Source organism: Nocardia sp. NPDC004415 (genome assembly GCF_053602435.1).
Genome location: NZ_JBSGDP010000050.1, coordinates 1 through 16,451, shown reverse-complemented (window position 1 = coordinate 16,451; position 16,451 = coordinate 1). Strand labels below are relative to the sequence as shown.

Here is a 16,451-nt window from a genome sequence, read left to right as displayed (position 1 = left end):
GATTCGATGAGTGTCACCCGCAGGCAACTCCTGCAGTCCGGACTGGGCGTCACCACACTGCTTCTCGTGGCCGCGTGCGGCCGCGACGACGGACCCGGCGGTCCGGCGAAACGTGGTGGCACCCTGCGGGTCGGCGCGCTGGGCAGTAGCGCCCGCGTCGAGCGCGACCCGCACGGCAACCTCAGCAACGACAGTGACTTCCTCATCGCCTCACTCGTCTACGACGCGCTGACCGTCCCCGGCGCCGACCCCACCGTCGCGCCGCGCCTGGCCACGCACTGGGAATCCGACCCGGACCACCGTCGCTGGAGCTTCACCCTCGCCGAGGGCGCGCGCTTCCACACCGGCGCCCCGGTGACCGCCGAGGACGTGGTGTGGTCGATGCGTCGGCTGCGCTCGGTCGGTGGCCCGTCGAAGATGCCGGTGGCCGACAGCGACATCACCGCCGACGGCCCGAACCGCGTCGTGTTCACGCTGCCGACGCCCAATACCCAACTGCCGCAGTTGCTTCGGCTGATGACCTTCACCGTGCCGAAGGACACCACCGACTTCACCGCCGCGGTCGGCACCGGCCCGTTCCGGCTCGAATCCTTCCAGGGCGGTACCGCGCGCCTGGTGCGCAACGACCAGTGGCACGGCACCGCGCCGCTGCTCGACGCCATCGAGGTGACCATGTTCGACGGCGTCACCGCGCTGGGCAACGCGGCACTGGGTGGCCAGATCGACCTCGCCTCCAATGTCGGCGCCATCGCCGGCCGCACCGCCGCCGGTCGCGGCGATCTGCGAGTGATCCGCCGGGCGAACGACACCATGCTCGGCGTCGCCATGCGCACCGCCGACGGCCCCTTCGCCGATGTCAGGGTGCGCACCGCGCTGCGGCTCGGCGTCGACCGGACCGCGCTGGTGAATCAGGTGCACTCGGGTTTCGGCACCGTCGCCGCCGACGTCCTCGGCACCGCCGACCCCGCCTACGACACCGCGCTGCGCCGTGACCGCGATATCGCGCGCGCGAAAACTCTCCTGCGCGAAGCGGATTTCGACACCGGTCGCGGCTATCCGCTAGTCACCAAGGCCGAGGTGCCCGGCGAAGTCGAATCGGCGAAGGTGATCGCCACCCAGCTCGCCGAGATCGGGGTGAAACTCGATGTGCAAGTGGTGGAATCGTCCGCCTTCTACGACACCACCTGGCTGAAGGCCCCGCTCTACACGGTGTCCTGGGGCACCAACGATTCGGTGCTGTTCCTGGCCGACAAACTGATGACCTCCGGCTCCAATCGCAACGAAACCGCCTTCCGGGATACCGAATTCGACACCGCGACGGCCAAGGCCCTGGCCGCCTCTGGTGCCGAGTACGAGGCGGCCGTGCGGGAGATCCAGCGTATCGAGTTCGAGCGCGGCGGATACCTGGTGTGGGGCATGGCCGACGGCGTCGACATCGCCGCCGCCGCGGTGCGTGACCTGCCCACCCTCGGCGGCTTCGCCCGCGTCCAGCTGGAACGCGCCTGGCTGGCATGAACGCCGTGCGTGCCCTCGCCCTGCCGGTGCTGCGCCGGATCGCGCTGCTGGTGACGTTGCTGGCCATCGTGTTCGTCGCGGTGGACCTGCTGCCCGGCAGCGCGGCCCGCTCGGCGCTCGGCCGGGACGCGAGCCCGGCCGAGATCGCGGCGAAGGAGCACGAACTCGGACTCGACCGGCCGCTGCCGGAGCAGTTCTGGCACTGGATCAGCGGGGTCGTCACCGGTGATTTCGGGCGGACCGCGCGCGGCACCGAGATCGGCGACCTGCTCGCCGCCGAGTTCCCGCCGACCCTGCTGCTCGGCGGTATCGCGCTGCTGCTCACGGTGGTTGTGTCGCTGGCGCTGGGCTGCTGGTGGACGCTGCGTCCGAGCTCGCTGGGCGCGCGAATCCTGCAACCCACCACCACGATCGGCGTGGCCGTGCCCGAATTCGTCTGCGGCACTCTGCTGATCCTGGTGTTCTCACTGGCCACCGGCTGGCTGCCCGCGGTGACCATCACCGGCCGCTCCGGGTTCCCCGCCGGTCCCGAGATGCTGATCCTGCCGGTGCTGGCACTGGCCATCCCGCAGATCGGCTGGAACACCCGCATCGTGCGCTCGGCCCTGCTCGATGTCGCGACCGCGCCGCACGTGGAAAGCGCTGTGCTGGAAGGTCTTCCAGCCCGCACTATCCTGTGGCGGCACCTGCTGCCGTTCGCCGCCCCCACCGTCGTGGCCGGGTACGCCACCTCCGTCGGGATGCTCTTCGGCGGTGCGCTGGTGGTGGAGACCCTGTTCAACTATCCCGGCATCGGCGCGGTGCTGGCCGGTTCCGTCGCCGATCGCGACACCACCACCGTGGCCGCGGTCGTCGCGCTGACGGCGCTGGTCATCATGGTCCTGCTGGCCGTCGCCGATCTCGTCCGGGCCCGGGCCACCGGAGGTCTGCGATGAACCACCCACCACGGATCGAACAGGCTGCGGTGGCGGGTCACGGACCGCCGCCGTCGGAGGGTGCTGAGCGGCCGGCGCGTGGTGGACGACTGTCCCGGTGGGCGGGCGGCGCGGGGATGATGCTGGTCGGAGTCGTCGTGGTGGCGGCAGCGGTGGGGCCGTGGGTGGCGCCGTACAGGGCCGAGGAGGCGGTCGGGATGCCGTTCGCCGGGCCGGGCGGGGGAGCTGTCCTCGGGACCGATCGGCTCGGACGGGATGTGCTGAGCCATCTGCTCACCGGCGGCACGCGTCTGCTCGTGCTCTCGGCCCTGATCGCGGCCCTGGTGACAGTGCTCTCGGCGGTGCTCGGCGCCGTCGCGGCGGTGCGCCCCCGGGCGGGCCGGGTGATCGAACTCGCCGGCGACCTGGTGATCCTGCTCCCCGCCGTGCTCGGCATCCTGCTCGTCCTCACCGCCTGGCCCGACGGCGGCGCCTTCGCCCTGGTCGTCGTCTCGCTGCTGTTCGGCGTCCCGTACTGCGCCCGCCTGTTCGCCGCCGCGGCCGCCACCATCGCGAAGTCCGGGTACGTCGAGGCCGCCGTCGCTGCCGGGGAATCCCTGCCCCACCTGGTCTTCCGCGAGATCCTGCCCAACCTGCGCGCGGTCTTCACCACCCAGCTCGGCCTGCGCTTCGTCGTCGCCGTCTACCTCGTCAGCACCGTCGCCTTCCTCGGCTTCCCCGCCCTCGGCGCCGACAACTGGGCGATCATGGTCCGCGACAACGCCCCTGGAATCCTCCTCAACCCGTGGTCGGTCCTCGCCCCCAGCATCGCCATCGCGATCGTCGCGGTCGGAGTCAACCTGGCAGTCACGGGCGGTTCGCCGAGTCGACCGGAGCTGGGCACGGCCTTGTCCGGCAGCGCCATCCGTACGGCGCGTGCTGAGCGGTGGTGGGATCGGGTGCTCGCGAAGTTCGGCGTGGTGGGTGGGCGTGGTGCGGTGGGTGGTGGGCCGGTGATGTCGAGCGGGCGTGGTCCGCTGCGAGGTGGACCGGGTGTAGTGGGTGGAGATGGTTCGGCGTCCAGGGACCTGGGCGTGGTGTGTGGAGGTAGTTCGGCGTCTGAGGAGCTGGGCGGGGCAAGTGGGTGCGGGCAGGTGGGGGACTCGGTGGTCGTCGAGGGGTTGACTGTCGTGTCCGAGGGGCGGGTGGTGTTGCTCGGGCCCTTGTCGTTTCGGCTGAAAGCGGGGAGTGTGACTGCGCTGACCGGGGTGTCCGGGGCCGGTAAGTCGACCGCGATGCGGGCGCTGCTGGGGCATCTGCCCGGGGGAACCCGGTGCAGTGGCACGGTTCTGGTGGACGGGCAGGACGTGTTCGGGCTAGATGACCGCACGCTGCGGGCCTTCCGGCGCGAGAAGATCGCCTACGTCGGGCAGGACCCCGGCTCCGAACTGAATCCCCGGCGGCGTGTCCGGGCCGTCCTGTCCGACGCCGCACCACACGCCACGGAGGCCGAACACCACGCCGCCCTGCACCGCGTCGGCCTCGACGCCGACTTCCTCCGCCGCCGCTGCGGCCACCTCTCCGGCGGCCAGCAACGCCGCGTCGCCCTGGCCCGCGCCGTCCTGCGCCGCCCCGGAATCCTGATCCTCGACGAACCCTTCGCCGGCCTCCACGGCGCCCTCCGCACCGACATCGCCCGCCTCGTCACCGACCTCGCCACCCACGACGCGACCACCATCCTGCTCTCCGGCCACGACACCACCACCGTCCACGCCATCGCCGACACCCTCGTGGAAGTCCGCGCCCCGAACCACGTTTCGCCTCCCGCTGCCCAATCAGGCCGACCCGCTCCCGAATCGAGCACCGCGCCGCCCGCATCCGCTGCGCGGTCAGATGAGGACGACCAGCTGCACACAGCTACAGCTGCCGCGCCTCCGCATATGCCTCCAGATGCCGGGTCGGTGGAAGGTGGGGGCGGGGTGGTGGTGCTGCGGGCCGAGGGGATCGGTCTGGTTGTCGGTGGGCGACGGATTCTGGGGCAGGTGGGGCTGCGGGTGGAGGCGGGTGGGGCGGTGGCGGTGGTGGGGGCGTCCGGGGCGGGGAAGACGACGCTCGGGCGGGTGATCGCCGGGTTGCAGGGTGGGGCGACCGGGGTGCTGGAGGTCGGCGGTGTCGAGGTTCGTGTCAGTGGGCGGCGGATCAGGGTGGGTACCAACGGAATTCACCTGGTTGCCCAGAATCCACTGGCCGCGTTGAATCCTCGCCGTACCGTGCGCCAGACGCTGGCACGTCCGCTGCGCCGAATCGCTCGGGTGCCGAGACGGGAGATCGACGCGCACGTCGACTCGCTGCTCGATGCGGTGGAACTCCCGGCCGAGCTGGCCCACCGTCGGCCCGGGGAACTCTCCGGCGGGCAACGCCAGCGAGTCGCCCTGGCCAGAGCCCTCGCCGCCCGGCCGTCGGTCCTGATCTGTGACGAGATCACCACCGCCCTGGATGCCACCACCGCCACGGCGATCATGACCCTGCTCGACCGGCTCCGCACCGAACACCACACCGCCATCGTGCTGATCAGCCACGACATGTCCCTGGTCGCCCGGCACTGCACCGAACTCGTCGTCCTCGACAACGGCCACGTCGTCGAATCCGGTGCCGCGGCAGAGGTCTTGGCGGCCCCGGCCCACCCGGCCACGGCGGCTCTACTCGGCTGAGCGCGTCGAGCGTAACGCCGGAGGGCTGCCCGTCGATGTCATCGGGTTGTCCCCCAAGCGATTTCAGGAGCCTCCTCCCGATGGCGCAGCAGCCACCGCACCCCACCGATGCCCACCGGCACCACCCGATCCCGGACCCACCACCCCCGGGCCCCCAGCCGACCACCGATCGGCAACAGCGGACACCGGAGGCCGCCTGGCAGCAGCAAGCACCCCCCGCGGTCCACCCGCACCCCATACCGCCTGCGCCGCAACCTTTCGCGGGCTCGCATCAACCACCGTCCGACACGAACTGGCACCAGCCACCCCTCGAACCCCCGCCGGCGAAACGCTCCACCGCTCGTCTCGTCTACTGGCTAGCCCCGATGGTTGCTCTCGTCGTCGCGATCGCGGCCGGGCTGACCGCCTACTTCCTGACCCGCCCCGATCCGGCGATGATGGCCGTCGGCGACTGCGTCACCACCAGCGATCAACCGGTCGAACTCGACTGCGGCGCACTGGGAGCCACCTATCGCATCGTCGCCCGCGAGACCATCCAGTGGCCGGTCGAATCGGCCTGCCTGAAGTATGCCGAGGCGACGCGCGCCGTCGCCGAGCCCAGCGCACCGGGCACGTCGGCGACCATCGCACTGTGCCTGCAGCCCACCCGCGAGAACACCGTCGATCCGGGCGGACTGCTGGCGGGGGACTGTGTGGACGTGAAGAAGGCCGGCGAGTACATCGAGCGGTTCCCGTGTGGCGACCGGCGTGCCGCCCTGGACGTGATCGCCATCGAACTGCACATCAAGATCCCGGTCACCGACAACGCCTGCAAAGCACACCCCGAGACGCGTGGCGCCTACGCGCAGACCTCGCTCGGCGGCCGCGCCCTGGTGGTGTGCACCAAGGCGAACTCCTTCGCGACCAGTGCCTTCGCCGGACAGGTCGGCGACTGCTACACCGACGAAGCACAGGCGAAAGTCCCGTGCGACAACGATTCCGCGCGCTTCCGCGTGCTCTCGGCGCGCACCCAGTACGTCGACCCCGGCCAATACGCCTGCGGCGGACTGCGCAACGCCACCTCCTCGACCGTCACCCGCACCGAACGCACCGACCTGATCGTGGTCCTGTGCTTCGGTCCCGCCGACCAGCGCAACCTCGGCTACGCCAAACCCGGTGACTGCGTGACCGGTTTCGGCGGCACCACCATGCCGGAACTGATCGCCTGCGACACGCCCGGCGCCGACGGCACCATCACCTCGGTCTACGACGAATCCGACATCCCTTGCTCGCCCGGCGAAGCCAGGATGACCCGCAAGCAATCGGTGGGCGACGGCTCCACCGTCTGCCTCGGCCCACTCTGAGAACTGGCTGTGAGAGATGCCGACGGCCCCGCGCATCTGGATGATGGGTTGAGTGAGTCAACAGAAGGTAGGCGCCCTCGCCGCTGTCGCGGTGTTCGCGCTGCTCGCGGGCTGTAGTTCGCTCGCGTCGATCCCCGGCGACATGCCGCCCGGCCCCGGCGCCGCGCTGCCGGTGATCGATGTGGACGCGCCGGGCCGTGCCGCCGACCAGTTGCGCGGCTGGGCCGACGAGCAGTCCGGCGCCGTCGGCATCGAGCCGGTGGCGCTCGAGGCCTACGGGTACGCGGCCGCGGTGCTGGCGAAGTCGCGGCCCGAATGCGGCATCGCCTGGACCACCCTCGCCGGGATCGCGAGTGTGGAGAGCGGGCACGGCACCCATCGCGGCGCGGGCGTGGGCGCCGACGGCACGGTCCGCCCGGCGATCATCGGGGTGGCCCTCGACGGCACCAAGGGCAATGCCGAGATCCGCGACACCGACGGGGGCACGCTCGACGGCGACACCACCTACGACCGCGCGGTCGGCCCGCTGCAGTTCATCCCCGAGACCTGGAAGCGCTGGGCGGTCGACGCCAACGGTGACGGCGTCCTCGATCCGCAGAACATCGACGACGCCGCCCTCACCGCCGCCCGCTACCTGTGCATTCGCGGCGGCGACCTGACCTCGGCCGACGGCTGGCAGCGCGCCCTGTTCGCCTACAACCAGTCCAACAAGTACATGCGGGTGGTGCGCGACCGGGCCGCGACGTACAGCATCGGGCGGCGCGTGTAGTTCGCCACGGCCCCGGAGTGCCGGTTACTACGCGTCACGCAGAGACGATAGGCTCGCAACCGCACGGCCCATCCCGTGAGACCTACCGTGCCTTCAGTCGTAAGGAGTCGTTTTCGTGGCCATCATCGAACAGGTCGGAGCGCGCGAGATCCTGGATTCGCGCGGTAATCCCACTGTCGAGGTCGAGATCGCCCTCGACGACGGCACCCTGACCAGGGCGGACGTTCCGTCCGGCGCGTCCACCGGCGAGCACGAGGCCGTGGAGCTGCGTGACGGTGGCGACCGCTACAACGGCAAGGGTGTCACCAAGGCCGTCGAGGGTGTCCTCGACGAGATCGCGCCCGCCATCATCGGCCTCGACGCCGTCGAGCAGCGCACCGTCGACCAGGTCCTGCTGGATCTGGACGGCACCCCCGACAAGTCCCGCCTCGGCGCGAACGCCCTGCTCGGCGTGTCGCTGGCCGTCGCGCGCGGCGCGGCCGAGTCCTCGGGTCTCGAGCTGTTCCGCTACCTGGGCGGCCCGAACGCCCACGTGCTGCCCGTGCCGATGATGAACATCCTCAACGGTGGCGCGCACGCCGACACCGGCGTCGATGTCCAGGAGTTCATGGTCGCCCCGATCGGCGCCCCCACCTTCCGCGAGGCGCTGCGCTGGGGCACCGAGGTGTACCACTCGCTCAAGGCCGTGCTCAAGGAGAAGGGCCTGTCCACCGGTCTCGGTGACGAGGGTGGCTTCGCCCCCGATGTCGCGGGCACCGTGGAGGCGCTCGACCTGATCAGCGTCGCCATCGAGCGCGCCGGCTACAAGCTCGGCACCGATGTGGCGCTCGCGCTCGACGTGGCCGCCACCGAGTTCTACACCGCCGGTGAGGGTTACAAGTTCGAGGGCAAGGTTCGCACCGCCGCCGAGATGGGCGAGTTCTACGCGGATCTGCTGACCCGCTACCCGCTGGTCTCCATCGAGGACCCGCTGTCGGAGGACGACTGGGACGGCTGGGTCGCGCTCACCGACTCCATCGGCGACAAGGTGCAGCTGGTCGGCGACGACCTGTTCGTCACCAACCCCGAGCGTCTCGAAGAGGGCATCGCCAAGGGCGCGGCCAACGCGCTGCTGGTGAAGGTCAACCAGATCGGCACCCTCACCGAGACCCTCGACGCCGTCGAGCTGGCGCACCGCAACGGCTACAAGACCATGATGTCGCACCGTTCGGGCGAGACCGAGGACACCACCATCGCCGACCTCGCGGTCGCCGTGGGCTCGGGCCAGATCAAGACCGGCGCCCCCGCACGTTCGGAGCGCGTCGCCAAGTACAACCAGCTGCTGCGTATCGAGGACGCCCTCGGTGACTCGGCCCGCTATGCCGGCGACGTGGCCTTCCCGCGTTTCACCGGCGAATTCTGATCGGATGACGGGGTAGGGAGCGAATGACCGAGCGACGTGCGCGTGGGACCAGTCCGGGTGGACGAGGCGACCGCCGCACGTCGCGCACGTCGCGCTCCCGCCCCAGTCACCTCGACGCTCCCGGCCGCCCCACCGCGGCCAAACGCACCACCCGGCGCCGCCCCGAATCCGCGGCGGGCGCCAAGCGCAAACCCAGCGGCAAGCTCGAACGCAGCGAACACACCATCCTCGGTCTCTCGACCGGCAAAGCGGTGATCCTGGCGGCCGTGCTGTGCGGACTCGCGCTGACCCTGGCCGTGCCGACGCGCACCTACTTCAGCCAGCGGGCCGAAGCGGCCGCCCTGGCCCAGCAGCGCGCCGAGCTCGACGCCGACCTCGCCGCCCTGCGCGACCGCCGGGCCCAGCAGCAGGACCCGGCCTACATCCGTTCCGAGGCCCGCGACCGGTTGCGCCTGGTGATGCCCGGCGAAACCCCCTACATCGTGCAGGTCCCCGGCATCGAAGCGCCGGCCCCGCCGCCGATGAGCACCCGAACCACGGCGCCCGACCCCTGGTACACCGACCTGTGGCGCAGCATCTCCGAACCCGTCCAGGAAGGACCACGGTGACCGCACCGAACGAGCGCGACCTCGAGATCATCGCCCAGCAGCTGGGCCGCGAGCCGCGCGGTGTCCTCGCCGTCGCCTACCGCACGCCCGACGGCCTGCCCGCCGTCGTCAAGACCGCCCCGCGTCTGCCCGACGGCACCCCGTTCCCCACGCTCTACTACCTGACCGACCCGCGCCTGACCGCCGAGGCGAGCCGTCAGGAGTCGGCCGGGGTGATGCGCGAGATGACCGAACGCCTCGCCGCCGACCCCGAGCTGGCCGCCGCCTACCGCGCCGCGCACGAGTCCTACCTGGCCGAACGCGACGAGATCGAGTCGCTGGGCACCGATTTCACCGGTGGTGGCATGCCCGACCGGGTCAAGTGCCTGCACGTGCTCATCGCACACTCGCTGGCCAAGGGGCCTGGTGTGAACCCGTTCGGTGACGAGGCCGTGGCGCTGGCGGCCGACGCCGGTCTGCGCGGCACCGCTATCCCCGCCGAGTGGCCCGCGGCGCGGGGGTCCGGCGAAGCGGATTGAGCCCCCTCCGGCGGGCGTCCGGCATTTTCGTGCACTTCTCCCTCCGCGAGGCGGAAAACTGACTGGAGCCCGGCCGATCGCACGATGACGCCAGTTCCGCCGGCCCGTCCTCGCAGCGGGCATAATCGCGGGCAGCGACCGGTGCCGGGCGCCGGAGATCTGGAGGAACTCATGGGTGAACGCATCGCCGCAGTGGACTGCGGAACCAATTCGATCCGTCTGCTGGTCGCCGAGGTCGGTGCCGACGGCAGCCTGACCGACGTACACCGGGAGATGCGCATCGTCCGCCTCGGCCAGGGCGTCGACGCCACCGGCCGCCTCGCCCCCGAAGCGATCGACCGCACCCGCGCCGCGCTGGCCGACTACGTCGACATCATGACCGCCGCCGGCGTCACCCGCGTGCGCATGGTCGCCACCTCCGCCACCCGTGACGCCGCCAATCGCGACGATTTCTTCGAGATGACCCGCGCCGAACTCGGTCAGGTCGTCCCCGGCGCGGTCGCCGAGGTGATCACCGGCGACGAGGAGGCCCGTCTCTCCTTCGCCGGCGCGGTCGGTGAACTCGCCGCCGATGCAGGGCCTTTCGTGGTCGTCGACCTCGGCGGTGGTTCCACCGAACTGGTCGTGGGCGACGAGAAGGGCGTGCGCGCGGCCTATTCCGCCGACATCGGTTGCGTCCGCGTCACCGAGCGCTGTCTCCCCGGCAACCCGCCCACGGCCGACCAGGTCACCGCCGCACGGGAATTCGCGCAGGCGAAGCTGGACGAAGCCTTCGCGAAGGTCCCCGTCGACGAGGTGCGCACCTGGGTCGGTGTCGCGGGCACCATGACCACCATCACCGCCGTCGCCCTCGACCTGCCCGAATACGATTCCGAGCGCGTGCATCTCACCCGTCTGAGCCTGCCCGAGGTCCACGCCGTCTGCGATCGTCTCATCGCCATGAACCACGACGAACGCGCCGCCCTGGGGCCCATGCATCCCGGCCGCGTCGATGTGATCGGTGGGGGCGCGGTGATCACCGAGGTTCTGGCCGACGAATTGTCGCGCCGCGCAGGGGTTTCCGAACTCGTCGTGAGCGAACACGACATCCTCGACGGCATCGCCATGTCGATCGTTCAGGACGCCTGAACGGTCTCCTCGGTTATCTCCCGGGTCGCGCGGTGCCGGATACGCGCGGCCTCGGCCCATATCTGCGCGCGCAGGCCGTCCGGTGTTCCGGTGGACGCCGCGCGTGAAAGAACCTGGGCGCGAGCCTGTCCGGCGGTGCCGACCATGCTCCGGAATCGGCGGAAGATCTGGATCTCGCCGTCGTGCCCGCGGTCCCACTCGTCGAGGTAGGTGTAGTCGGTGCCGAACGGGACCGAGTCCAGGCGGGCGGCGGACAGCGCCCAGGTGCGGCAGTCCTCGGGGGTGGCCGGGCTGAGGACGAGCAGACCACGGCGGCGGGCGATCTCACCGCGGACAGGGCGGTACCGGGCATAGCGCCGCTCGAGTGCCTCCGGCTCGGCGGCGGGGTCGAGCCCGAAGGTCTGCCAGCGGATCGTGCCGTACGAATTGCCCAGGGGCAGCTGTTTTTTCAGGCGGGCGGCGGTGCGGTCATCGAAGGGGGTGCACCAGCCGGGCACCAGGACGATCGGGTCGGCGGGGTCCGCGTCGAAGGGTGTGGTCAGCAGGAATTCCCGGCCGATCACCAGCACCGTGCCCGGTCGGGCCTGATACGACAGCCCCCACAGCAGGCGCGCCAGCAGCCGTGCGCCGTGGTCGTCGCTGAGGACGTGCCAGGTCTCGTGGAAGCGGTTGGTGCTGAAGCGTGCGTGGGTCCCCGGTCGTGGCGTGATCACCGTCCGGACACCGGGCACCGACCGCACCTCGTGCCGGTGCAGTTTCAAGCCGTTGCGCAGAGACCGGGCGTTCCCCGGGCGTTGTCTTTTCATCGCGATCCAGGAGGCCACACCGGAGCGGCGAGCGGCAACCGAATTACTGTTAGACATAGTTGCTTGTTTGTCTTACCTTGGAGTCATGAGTACAACGATGTCTCACGCGGCCGGTTTCGAACTCCGTTCCGGCGAGACCTGGCGCGACCCCTGGCCCATGTATTCCGCACTGCGTGAGCACGACCCCGTGCACCGGGTGGTGCCGGACGGGCGGGAAGACCACGACTTCTACGTGCTGTCCCGCCACGCCGACGTGTGGGCGGCGGCCCGTGACCCGGAGAACTTCTCCTCGGCGGCGGGCCTGACCGTCGACTACGTCGACCTGGCCGCCGCGGGTTTCGGTGGAGTCAAGCCGTTCGTGTTCATGGACCCGCCCGAGCACACCGATTTCCGGCGCCGCGTCGCCCCGGGATTCACTCCGCGCCAGGTGAATTCGGTCGAGACCGCGGTGCGCCGGTTCGTGGTCGAACGGATCGAGCGGCTGCGGGCCGCGGGCTCCGGTGACATCGTCGCCGAGCTGTTCAAGCCGCTGCCGACCATGGTGGTCGCGCACTATCTCGGTGTGCCGGAACACGATCACGGCAAGTTCGACGAGTGGACCGAGAATATCGTCGGCGGCGCGGTCGCGGGCGCCGGATTGGCCGCCGGTGATCAGCACGCCTTCACCGCCGTCGGCGAACTGGTGGGCTACTTCTCCGAGCTGATCGCCCGCCGCCGCGTGGAACCGGGCGACGACACCATCTCCCATCTGCTGGCTTCGGGCCTCGGCGCCGACGGTGACAACGACGGCCTGATCGCCGTGCTCGGTTTCGCCTTCACCATGATCACCGGTGGCAACGACACCACCACCGGCAACCTGGGCGGCGCCGTCCAGCTGCTCAGCGCGTCACCGGACCAGCGCGGGCTGCTCGCCGACGACCCGTCGCTCATCCCCGACGCGGTCGAGGAATTCCTCCGCATGACCTCGCCCGTGCAGGGCCTGGCCCGCACCACCACCAGCGACATCACCCTGCACGACACCACCATCCCCGCCGGGCGCCGCGTGCTGCTGCTCTACGGGTCGGCCAACCGCGACGAACGCGAATTCGGCCCCACCGCAGGCGAACTCGATGTACGGCGTAACCCCAAGCGCATCCTCACCTTCAGCCACGGCCACCACCACTGCCTCGGCGCCGCGGCCGCCCGCATGCAGGCGCGCGTCGCGCTGGAGGAACTGCTGGCCCGCTGTCCCGAGTTCACCGTCGACCTCGACGGGGTGCGGTGGTCGCACGGGAACTATGTGCGCTGGCCGATCTCGGTCCCGTTCCATGCGGGCTCGTGACGAGTGAGCGAAGTGGGTAGGCTCGGCGGGCGTCCGGACCCGGCAGGAGGAGCAGTGTGAGCGGAGACTGGCTGGCCACCGACCGGGCCGACCTGGCCGCCGAACGCATTCTCGACGCGGCCGCCGAACTCTTCGCCGAGCAGGGTGTGACCACGGTCGGCATGGCCGATATCGCCAAGGCGGCGGGTTGCTCGCGCGCCACGCTCTACCGCTACTTCGACAACCGGCAGGCGGTGCGCGTCGCCTTCGTCCACCGGGAGACCCGGCGGATCGTCGCCCGGCTCGCCGAGCAGGTCCGCGACATCGACGACCCCGCCGAGCGTGTCATCGCCGCCATGCTCGGCGCGGTCGAACAGGTCCGCGCCGACCCGCTGCTCATCGCCTGGTTCCGCGGCGACGCGGGGCCCGCGGGCAGCATCAGCCAGGAGTCCGATGTGATCGAGTCGCTGGCCGCCTCGATGTTCGCCGGAACGGACCTGAGCGACCCCGAACGCGGCCGCCTGTCACGCTGGCTGACCCGCGTCATCGTCTCGCTGCTGATCACCCCCGGCCGCGACGCCGCCGACGAACGCCTGATGCTCGAGGAATTCGTCGCCCCCGTGCTCACCCGCGCCCCGCACCCCTAGCACTCAGGCCCGCCCGGTCCGCTCACGGTGCGCACACCCCGGCCAGCAACACGGCCGCCGCATCCCTTCCTCCAGCTCCTCCTGTGTCCGCCGAATCCGCCGCTCCCGCGTGGCGGCCTGCTTGGCGTCCTCCACCCAGCAGATGAACTCGTTACGCGCCAACGGCGTGATATCCCGCCACGTCGCCAACGCCACCGCACTCCCACTCAACGCCGCCCGCAGATCAGCGGGCAGCTCGTGCACCACCCCACCCGGCACTCGTTGACTACTCATAACCCCCACGGTAATAGCCCCACGGACCTGCGAAAACCTCCCTTCGATGCGTCACCTGGGCAGCTCGCCGGCACCGCCGCGACGATCGGTCACGCTCACGGCTGGCTCTTCGATGCTCTGAGCCGACCGCAAGAGCGCTTGGATAATTAGAACGTGTTCTATATTTGAGGGAAGAGTTCCGGCGATCCTCCAGGGAGTCCAGAGATGTACCAGTGGTCCGACGAAGACCTGATGTTCCGTGAGGCCGTGCGTGGGTTCATCGCCAAGGAGATCACCCCGCATGTCGACCAGCTGGAGAGCGGGGCGCTGCCGCCGTTCGACATCATCCGCAAGATGTTCGCCACCTTCGGGATCGACGAGATGGCGCGGGACGGGCTGGAGAAGGCGCTGGCCCGGGAGGAAGCGGGCGACAGCGGGGCCGGGAAGTCGGGTGGGGGACTCAGCGGCGCGGGCAGCATGGGCGTGGTGCTCAACAGTGAGCTGGCCGGGGTGAGCCTGGGTCTGGTGGCCTCGATGGGCGTGAGCCTCGGGCTCGCCGCGGGCACCATCCGCAGCCGCGGCACCCTTGCGCAGAAGAAGCGCTGGCTGCCCGACCTGGTCACCATGGCCAAGGTCGGCGCGTGGGCCATCACCGAACCGGATTCCGGGTCCGACGCCTTCGGCGGCATGAAGTCCTATGTGCGCCGCGACGGCGAGGACTACATCCTCAACGGCCGCAAGACCTTCATCACCAACGGCCCCTACGCCGACGTCACCATCGTCTACGCCAAGCTCGACGAACAGGACGGCACCGACCGCCGCGACCGCAAGGTGCTCGCCTTCGTGCTGGACAAGGGCATGCCCGGTTTCGTGCAGAGCCCGCCGTTCAAGAAGATGGGCATGAACTCCTCGCCCACCGGCGAACTGTTCTTCGAGAACGTCCGCATCACCCCCGACCGGCTGCTCGGCGAGAGCGAGAACGCCGCCAAGGGCGACGGAAAGGACAGTGCCAAGGAATCTTTCGTCGTCGAGCGCATCGGCATCGCCTCGCTGGCACTGGGCATCATCAACGAATGTCACCGCCTGTGTGTCGATTACGCCAAGTCGCGCACGCTGTGGGGCAAGGAGATCGCGCAGTTCCAGCTCATCCAGCTCAAGCTCGCCGAGATGGAGATCGCGCGAATCAATGTGCAGAACATGGTGTTCAACGCCATCGAGCGCACCGCCGCCGGTGACAAGGTGACCCTCGCCGAAGCCTCCGCCATGAAGCTCTACTCCTCCCGCGCGGCCACCGAGGTCGCCATGGAGGCCGTGCAGCTCTTCGGCGGCAACGGCTACATGGCCGAGTACAAGGTCGAGCAGCTCGCCCGCGACGCCAAGTCGCTGATGATCTACGCGGGCTCCAACGAAATCCAGGTCACCCACATCGCCAAGGGGCTCACCGCCGGGTAGCGCTGGAAATTTCGCATCCGCGCAGGTCGAAGCGGGTGGAAAGCTCGTATACTACGAAGATGCGCGCCTCGCGGAAGGCTGTCTGCGGCGCGGTGGTAGTGGCTGCCGCGGCCGTGCTCATCGCGTCCCCGGCGTCGGCGACCCGGGCGTCGGGGGTGGCGGTCGAGCCGCTGGCGCAGGTCGACGTGAGCGCCTTCAGTCCCTTCGCCTCGCTACCGAGTGTGTTCACATTCCGGCGTATCACCCTCGCACCCGGTGGCACGCTCGGCTGGCACTACCACGACAACACCGTGCTCGCCTACGTCACCGCAGGTCAGGTGACGCGCTACGAGGCGGACTGTGTGGCGACGACCTACGCCGCCGGTCAGGGCCTGTCCGAGACCGTCGGGCCCGACCATGTGCACGTCGGCCGCAATCTCGGCACCGAGCCCGCCGTCCTGTACGTCGCCTACCTCAACCGCGCGGGTGAGCCGCTGTTCGTCGACGCCCCCGACCCGGGCTGCCCGTAGCCACCCCGGTCGGTGCGAAGAACTTCTCGACGGAACTGTTTGTGATCGGCGCGACCGGGCATACGCCTGTCACGGGGCGCGCTACCCGGCGCGTCGCGAAAGTTGTTACCGAACAGGTGAGTTCCATGATTCTTCTCGGCGCAATACTCCTCATCGCCGGAGTCGTCTTCGGCATTTCGCTGCTCAGCACCATCGGTGTGGTGCTGCTGGTGATCGGCGTCGTCCTCCTCCTCGCGGGGTCCGTCGGCCGTCCGGTCGGTGGCCGCAGGCACTACTACTGACCGCGGCCCGAGCTGACCACGTAGGAGGACATCATGCCGGTCAACACCACGCGCATCCTGTCGATCATCGTGCTGGTCTGGCTGCTCATCGGTGTCATCGCCGCAGCTCAACGCGGCTATTTCACCGACCGTGACCAGAACTGCGCGACCCTGGGCACCCTCGCGGTGACCACGATCGCAGGCCCCCTCAACTACATGGGAGTCAACCCCAAGGTCGACAACTGCGACCTCCCCGCCCCCAGCGAGTAGGACAGGAACTCCCCGCCCGCCGACGCCACGGTCCGATCCGACGACCG

The 16,451-nt window shown here is 70.0% G+C and carries 17 protein-coding genes; 15 read left to right on the top strand and 2 right to left on the bottom strand.

Going from position 1 to position 16,451, the window contains the following annotated elements:
- The first annotated feature begins 6 nt into the window (after positions 1-6).
- The 9 genes from ACWEMY_RS21685 (at position 7) to ACWEMY_RS21645 (ending at position 10,908) form a co-directional block, all read left to right on the top strand.
- A complete protein-coding gene (locus ACWEMY_RS21685; RefSeq protein WP_452391469.1) occupies positions 7-1,515 on the top strand; it encodes an ABC transporter substrate-binding protein in 1,509 nt (502 codons plus the stop codon).
- Complete coding sequence (locus tag ACWEMY_RS21680) at positions 1,512-2,450, top strand: ABC transporter permease (protein WP_452391468.1); 939 nt, start codon at positions 1,512-1,514, stop codon at positions 2,448-2,450. The genes ACWEMY_RS21685 and ACWEMY_RS21680 overlap by 4 nt, the downstream gene beginning before the upstream one ends.
- A gap of 116 nt (positions 2,451-2,566) precedes the next feature.
- The gene (locus tag ACWEMY_RS21675; RefSeq protein WP_452391467.1) at positions 2,567-5,140 is read left to right on the top strand and encodes an ABC transporter ATP-binding protein/permease; all 2,574 of its coding nucleotides are present in this window, start codon (positions 2,567-2,569) and stop codon (positions 5,138-5,140) included.
- A 365-nt stretch (positions 5,141-5,505) separates the two neighbouring features.
- Positions 5,506-6,483: a hypothetical protein gene (locus ACWEMY_RS21670; protein ID WP_452391466.1), complete on the top strand. Its 978-nt coding sequence runs from the start codon at positions 5,506-5,508 to the stop codon at positions 6,481-6,483.
- A gap of 52 nt (positions 6,484-6,535) precedes the next feature.
- Positions 6,536-7,252: a lytic transglycosylase domain-containing protein gene (locus ACWEMY_RS21665; protein ID WP_452391465.1), complete on the top strand. Its 717-nt coding sequence runs from the start codon at positions 6,536-6,538 to the stop codon at positions 7,250-7,252.
- 115 nt (positions 7,253-7,367) lie between these two features.
- Positions 7,368-8,654 carry a phosphopyruvate hydratase gene (eno, locus tag ACWEMY_RS21660; RefSeq protein WP_278261284.1) on the top strand — a complete coding sequence of 429 codons (1,287 nt, stop codon included), beginning with the start codon at positions 7,368-7,370 and terminating at the stop codon, positions 8,652-8,654.
- A 23-nt stretch (positions 8,655-8,677) separates the two neighbouring features.
- Positions 8,678-9,262, top strand: a complete 585-nt coding sequence (locus tag ACWEMY_RS21655) for an FtsB family cell division protein (protein WP_375929966.1) — start codon at positions 8,678-8,680, stop codon at positions 9,260-9,262.
- Complete coding sequence (locus ACWEMY_RS21650; protein ID WP_452391464.1) at positions 9,259-9,780, top strand: DUF501 domain-containing protein; 522 nt, start codon at positions 9,259-9,261, stop codon at positions 9,778-9,780. The genes ACWEMY_RS21655 and ACWEMY_RS21650 overlap by 4 nt, the downstream gene beginning before the upstream one ends.
- Positions 9,781-9,951: 171 nt before the next feature.
- Positions 9,952-10,908: a Ppx/GppA phosphatase family protein gene (locus ACWEMY_RS21645; protein ID WP_452391463.1), complete on the top strand. Its 957-nt coding sequence runs from the start codon at positions 9,952-9,954 to the stop codon at positions 10,906-10,908.
- Here the strand turns inward: ACWEMY_RS21645 and ACWEMY_RS21640 are convergent.
- Complete coding sequence (locus ACWEMY_RS21640) at positions 10,896-11,639, bottom strand: hypothetical protein (RefSeq protein WP_452391462.1); 744 nt, start codon at positions 11,637-11,639, stop codon at positions 10,896-10,898. The genes ACWEMY_RS21645 and ACWEMY_RS21640 overlap by 13 nt on opposite strands.
- A 160-nt stretch (positions 11,640-11,799) precedes the next feature.
- Here ACWEMY_RS21640 and ACWEMY_RS21635 point away from each other — a divergent pair, with 160 nt between their 5' ends.
- Together ACWEMY_RS21635 and ACWEMY_RS21630 are read left to right on the top strand one after the other, a co-directional pair.
- Positions 11,800-13,035: a cytochrome P450 gene (locus tag ACWEMY_RS21635; RefSeq protein WP_452391461.1), complete on the top strand. Its 1,236-nt coding sequence runs from the start codon at positions 11,800-11,802 to the stop codon at positions 13,033-13,035.
- A gap of 56 nt (positions 13,036-13,091) precedes the next feature.
- Positions 13,092-13,661, top strand: coding sequence for a TetR/AcrR family transcriptional regulator (locus ACWEMY_RS21630; RefSeq protein ID WP_336084470.1), 570 nt, complete (start codon positions 13,092-13,094; stop codon positions 13,659-13,661).
- Between the two features lie 3 nt (positions 13,662-13,664).
- Here the strand turns inward: ACWEMY_RS21630 and ACWEMY_RS21625 are convergent, their stop codons facing one another.
- Positions 13,665-13,934, bottom strand: coding sequence for a YdeI/OmpD-associated family protein (locus tag ACWEMY_RS21625; protein WP_452391460.1), 270 nt, complete (start codon positions 13,932-13,934; stop codon positions 13,665-13,667).
- 204 nt (positions 13,935-14,138) lie between these two features.
- On the opposite strand from ACWEMY_RS21625, the gene ACWEMY_RS21620 reads away from it, so the two are divergent.
- From ACWEMY_RS21620 to ACWEMY_RS21605, 4 genes are all read left to right on the top strand, one after another.
- Positions 14,139-15,365, top strand: coding sequence for an acyl-CoA dehydrogenase family protein (locus ACWEMY_RS21620; protein ID WP_375929959.1), 1,227 nt, complete (start codon positions 14,139-14,141; stop codon positions 15,363-15,365).
- A 59-nt stretch (positions 15,366-15,424) separates the two neighbouring features.
- Positions 15,425-15,874, top strand: a complete 450-nt coding sequence (locus tag ACWEMY_RS21615) for a cupin domain-containing protein (RefSeq protein ID WP_452391459.1) — start codon at positions 15,425-15,427, stop codon at positions 15,872-15,874.
- A gap of 125 nt (positions 15,875-15,999) precedes the next feature.
- On the top strand, positions 16,000-16,155 hold the full coding sequence (locus tag ACWEMY_RS21610) for a DUF6131 family protein (protein ID WP_375929957.1): 156 nt from the start codon (positions 16,000-16,002) through the stop codon (positions 16,153-16,155).
- A gap of 33 nt (positions 16,156-16,188) precedes the next feature.
- Positions 16,189-16,404: a hypothetical protein gene (locus ACWEMY_RS21605; RefSeq protein ID WP_375929956.1), complete on the top strand. Its 216-nt coding sequence runs from the start codon at positions 16,189-16,191 to the stop codon at positions 16,402-16,404.
- Positions 16,405-16,451 lie beyond the last annotated feature (47 nt).

Excerpts from the sequence above, each read along its gene's own strand:
- ACWEMY_RS21610 (WP_375929957.1), top strand. The coding sequence starts at position 16,000 with ATGATTCTTCTCGGCGCAATACTCCTCATCGCCGGAGTCGTCTTCGGC.
- ACWEMY_RS21635 (WP_452391461.1), top strand. The coding sequence starts at position 11,800 with ATGAGTACAACGATGTCTCACGCGGCCGGTTTCGAACTCCGTTCCGGC.
- ACWEMY_RS21605 (WP_375929956.1), top strand. The coding sequence starts at position 16,189 with ATGCCGGTCAACACCACGCGCATCCTGTCGATCATCGTGCTGGTCTGG.
- ACWEMY_RS21625 (WP_452391460.1), bottom strand. The coding sequence starts at position 13,934 with ATGAGTAGTCAACGAGTGCCGGGTGGGGTGGTGCACGAGCTGCCCGCT.
- ACWEMY_RS21680 (WP_452391468.1), top strand. The coding sequence starts at position 1,512 with ATGAACGCCGTGCGTGCCCTCGCCCTGCCGGTGCTGCGCCGGATCGCG.
- ACWEMY_RS21685 (WP_452391469.1), top strand. The coding sequence starts at position 7 with ATGAGTGTCACCCGCAGGCAACTCCTGCAGTCCGGACTGGGCGTCACC.
- ACWEMY_RS21620 (WP_375929959.1), top strand. The coding sequence starts at position 14,139 with ATGTACCAGTGGTCCGACGAAGACCTGATGTTCCGTGAGGCCGTGCGT.
- ACWEMY_RS21645 (WP_452391463.1), top strand. The coding sequence starts at position 9,952 with ATGGGTGAACGCATCGCCGCAGTGGACTGCGGAACCAATTCGATCCGT.
- ACWEMY_RS21670 (WP_452391466.1), top strand. The coding sequence starts at position 5,506 with ATGGTTGCTCTCGTCGTCGCGATCGCGGCCGGGCTGACCGCCTACTTC.
- ACWEMY_RS21675 (WP_452391467.1), top strand. The coding sequence starts at position 2,567 with ATGATGCTGGTCGGAGTCGTCGTGGTGGCGGCAGCGGTGGGGCCGTGG.
- ACWEMY_RS21615 (WP_452391459.1), top strand. The coding sequence starts at position 15,425 with ATGCGCGCCTCGCGGAAGGCTGTCTGCGGCGCGGTGGTAGTGGCTGCC.
- ACWEMY_RS21655 (WP_375929966.1), top strand. The coding sequence starts at position 8,678 with ATGACCGAGCGACGTGCGCGTGGGACCAGTCCGGGTGGACGAGGCGAC.